Origin of the sequence: Arthrobacter agilis, from assembly GCF_002953615.1 — a bacterium.
Taxonomy (GTDB): Bacteria; Actinomycetota; Actinomycetes; order Actinomycetales; family Micrococcaceae; genus Arthrobacter_D; species Arthrobacter_D agilis_B.
In genome coordinates this window covers 661,111-664,316 of record NZ_CP024915.1, presented here as the reverse complement: position 1 = coordinate 664,316, position 3,206 = coordinate 661,111, and the positions used below count along the sequence as shown (strand labels likewise).

Genomic DNA, 3,206 nt, shown 5'->3' with positions numbered 1-3,206 from the left:
GGCGCGCAGGCGTCGTTCCCGCCGTTCCGCCGGCCCCGCGGGGATCCTTCGTCGCGGAGGGTCCTGCGGTCCGCGGTGCGGCGGTCCCGGGCAGTGCGGATCCCGAGGGTCGCGGCCGGCCCGGGGACGGCACATGGCCATGACCGGCCGATCCCGGACCGGCCGGGGTTGCGGAGCCGGACGTCCGCGGGCCGTGAGCAGGGGTCTGGCCCCTGGCCGTCCCGGGAGCCGGCCGTTCCTCCGCCACAGGCGTCGGACGGCCGGCTCGCGGCACGTTGGGGCGGCGGGCAGTCATGAAGCTCCTCGTCAATGCTTTCGCGTGTGGTCGCGTCGGGTCCCTCGCGGGACCCGCTTAACGAGGGTAACCGCCCTGCCGATCAACTGCGGATCAACTAGGCCGTGAAACGCGGGAAGGCGCTGCGTCCGGCGTAGCGGGCGGCGTCGTCGAGCTCCTCCTCGATGCGCAGCAGCTGGTTGTACTTGGCCACCCGCTCGCTGCGTGCAGGAGCACCCGTCTTGATCTGGCCCGCATTGGTGGCCACGCAGATGTCGGCGATCGTGGTGTCCTCGGTCTCACCCGAACGGTGCGAGGTGATCGTCGTGTAGCCGGCACGCTGCGCCATGGAGATGGCGTCGAGCGTCTCCGTGAGGGTGCCGATCTGGTTGACCTTCACCAGCAGCGAGTTGGCGGTCTGGTTCGAGATCCCCTTGGCCAGGCGCACCGGGTTCGTGACGAACAGGTCGTCGCCGACCAGCTGGACCTTGTCGCCGATCGAGTCCGTGAGGTGCTTCCAGCCCTCCCAGTCGTCCTCGTCGAGGGGGTCCTCGATGGAGACCAGCGGGTAGTCGCGGACGAGCTCCACGTAGTAGGCGCTCATCTCCTCCGTGCTGAGGGCCTTGCCCTCGAACTGGTAGGCGCCGTCCTTGTAGAACTCGGAGGCGGCGACGTCGAGGGCGAACGCGATGTCGGTCCCCGGGGTGTAGCCCGCGCGCTCGACGGCGGTGGTGATGAGATCCAGTGCGTCGCGGTTGGACGGCAGGTTCGGGGCGAACCCGCCCTCGTCGCCGAGGCCGGTGGCGAGGCCCTTCTCCTTCAGCACGGACTTCAGTTCGTGGTAGACCTCGACGCCCCAGCGGAGTCCCTCGGAGTAGGACTGCGCGCCGAGCGGGACGATCATGAATTCCTGGATGTCGACGTCCGAGTCGGCGTGCGAACCGCCGTTGAGGATGTTCATCAGGGGTACCGGCAGGACGTGCGCGTTCGGGCCGCCGAGGTAGCGGTAGAGCGGCAGGGCCGAGGACTCGGCGGCGGCGCGGGCGATGGCGAGGGAGACACCCAGCATCGCGTTGGCGCCCAGGTTGGACTTGTTCTCCGTACCGTCCAGGTCGATCATCGCCTGGTCGATGGCACGCTGGTCCGCGGCGTCGAACCCGAGGAGTGCCGGCTGGATCTGCTCGATGACGGCCTCGACGGCCTGGAGGACGCCCTTGCCGAGGTAGCGGTCCTTCTCGCCGTCGCGGCGCTCGTTGGCCTCGAAGGCACCGGTCGAGGCACCGGAGGGGACGGCCGCGCGGCCGAAGGTGTCGTCGTCGAGCAGGACCTCGACCTCGACCGTGGGGTTGCCGCGGGAATCGAGGATCTCCCTCGCGTGGATGGCGTCGATGATGGCCATGGATTTGCTCCTCTTCGTTGGAGTGTAGGGGTTCACATCATGTTGGGACGTCTTTGTCGGAGCAACGGAGGTGTTGCTCCCACCCTAGTTCACGTCCGTCCTGCACGTGGGGTGGATCACCCGCGTGTGACGCGGGCGACGCCCTCGCAGGGCTCACGCACCGCCGACGACGTCCTGCTGGTAGTCCAGCACGGCCCGGCGGAGTGCGCGCTCGGGATCCACGCCGCTCGCCACGGCGCGCCGCACCAGCTCCAGCAGTTCCCGGCCCAGCCCGGCTTCTCCCGCAGGGTCGGGCCCGCCGTCGCCCCGCTCTCCCGCCCGTGCGAGCGTCTTGGCGGCGAAGGCGAGAGCCGGCAGGTGGTGCGGGATGCCGTCGAACGGCGACGTGCGGGCCGGGCGTTCCTGCTGCTTGACGGCCTGCCACGTGGCGACGATGTCCGCGACCGATCCGGCCGTTCCGCCGCGCAGAGCACCGTCGGGCGAGAACACGTGGGGATTCCGCCGCACGAGCTTGGCGGTCAGCCCCTCCGCGACCTCGGCGAGCCCGAAGGATCCGACCTCGGCCTGCAGCTGTGCGTGGAGGACCACCTGGAAAAGCACGTCCCCCAGTTCCCCGCGCAGTTCGTCCAGGAGCTCCTGCGACGGCCGCTCGGCGCGGGCGACGTCGTCGACCGCCTCGTAGAGTTCGTACGTCTCCTCGACGAGGTACTCGAGCAGCGACGCCGGCTCCAGCGCAGCCGTCCAGGGGCAGTGCCGGCGGAGGAGGTCCACCACCTCCACCAGGCGGCCGACCGCGGCGCCCGGAGGCCTTCCGGGCGCGGCTCCTGGCCGTGCCGCTGCTGCGTCCGTCACCGGAGCGGCTAGGCGGCGGCCCGACCCGCGGCCCTGTCGAAGCTCGCGGTGATGTGCTCGGCCAGGGCTTCGCGGTCCTCGAGCGGCAGGAACGCGGCGTCCACCGCGTTGAGGGTCAGTTCGAGCAGGTCGCCGAGGTCGTAGCCGAACGTGCCGACGAGGAGTTCGAACTCGCCCGTCAGGGTCACACCGCTCATCAGGCGGTTGTCGGTGTTCACGGTGACCTTGAAGCCCAGCTGGTACAGCAGGTCGAAGGGGTGGGCGTCGATCGTGTCGCCGAAGGCCGCGATGGCGCCGGTCTGCAGGTTCGACGACGGGCACAGCTCGAGCGGGATGCCGCGGTCGCGGACCCAGGAGGCGATACGGCCCAGGTTGGCGATGCCGACCTCCTCGCCGTCGGCGGCGTCGTCGTCCGCCGATTCCTCGATCTCGATGTCCTCGGCGATGCGGACGCCGTGGCCGAGGCGCAGCGCACGTCCCGCGACGAGGGCGTCCTGGATGCTGTCCAGCCCGGCCGCCTCGCCCGCGTGCACGGTCGCCGGGAACTGCTCGGAGGCGAGGTACGTGAAGGCGTCGGCGAAGCGCGAGGGCAGGAAGCCGTTCTCCGCCCCGGCGATGTCGAAGCCGACGGCGCCGCGGTCGCGGTGGCGGACGGCGAGCTCGGCGATCTCCTGGCCGCGG

General features: G+C 70.8%; 3 protein-coding genes. All 3 read right to left on the bottom strand.

Going from position 1 to position 3,206, the window contains the following annotated elements; translation table 11 throughout:
- Window positions 1-392 precede the first annotated feature (392 nt).
- Window positions 393-1,673: a phosphopyruvate hydratase gene (gene eno / locus CVO76_RS03245; protein ID WP_133081978.1), complete on the bottom strand. Its 1,281-nt coding sequence runs from the start codon at window positions 1,671-1,673 to the stop codon at window positions 393-395.
- Between the two features lie 153 nt (window positions 1,674-1,826).
- On the bottom strand, window positions 1,827-2,525 hold the full coding sequence (locus CVO76_RS03240; protein WP_208740655.1) for a MazG nucleotide pyrophosphohydrolase domain-containing protein: 699 nt from the start codon (window positions 2,523-2,525) through the stop codon (window positions 1,827-1,829).
- 8 nt (window positions 2,526-2,533) lie between these two features.
- Window positions 2,534-3,206, bottom strand: a 673-nt coding sequence (locus CVO76_RS03235) for an adenosine deaminase family protein (protein ID WP_432206124.1), incomplete at its 5' end; no start/stop codon positions are given.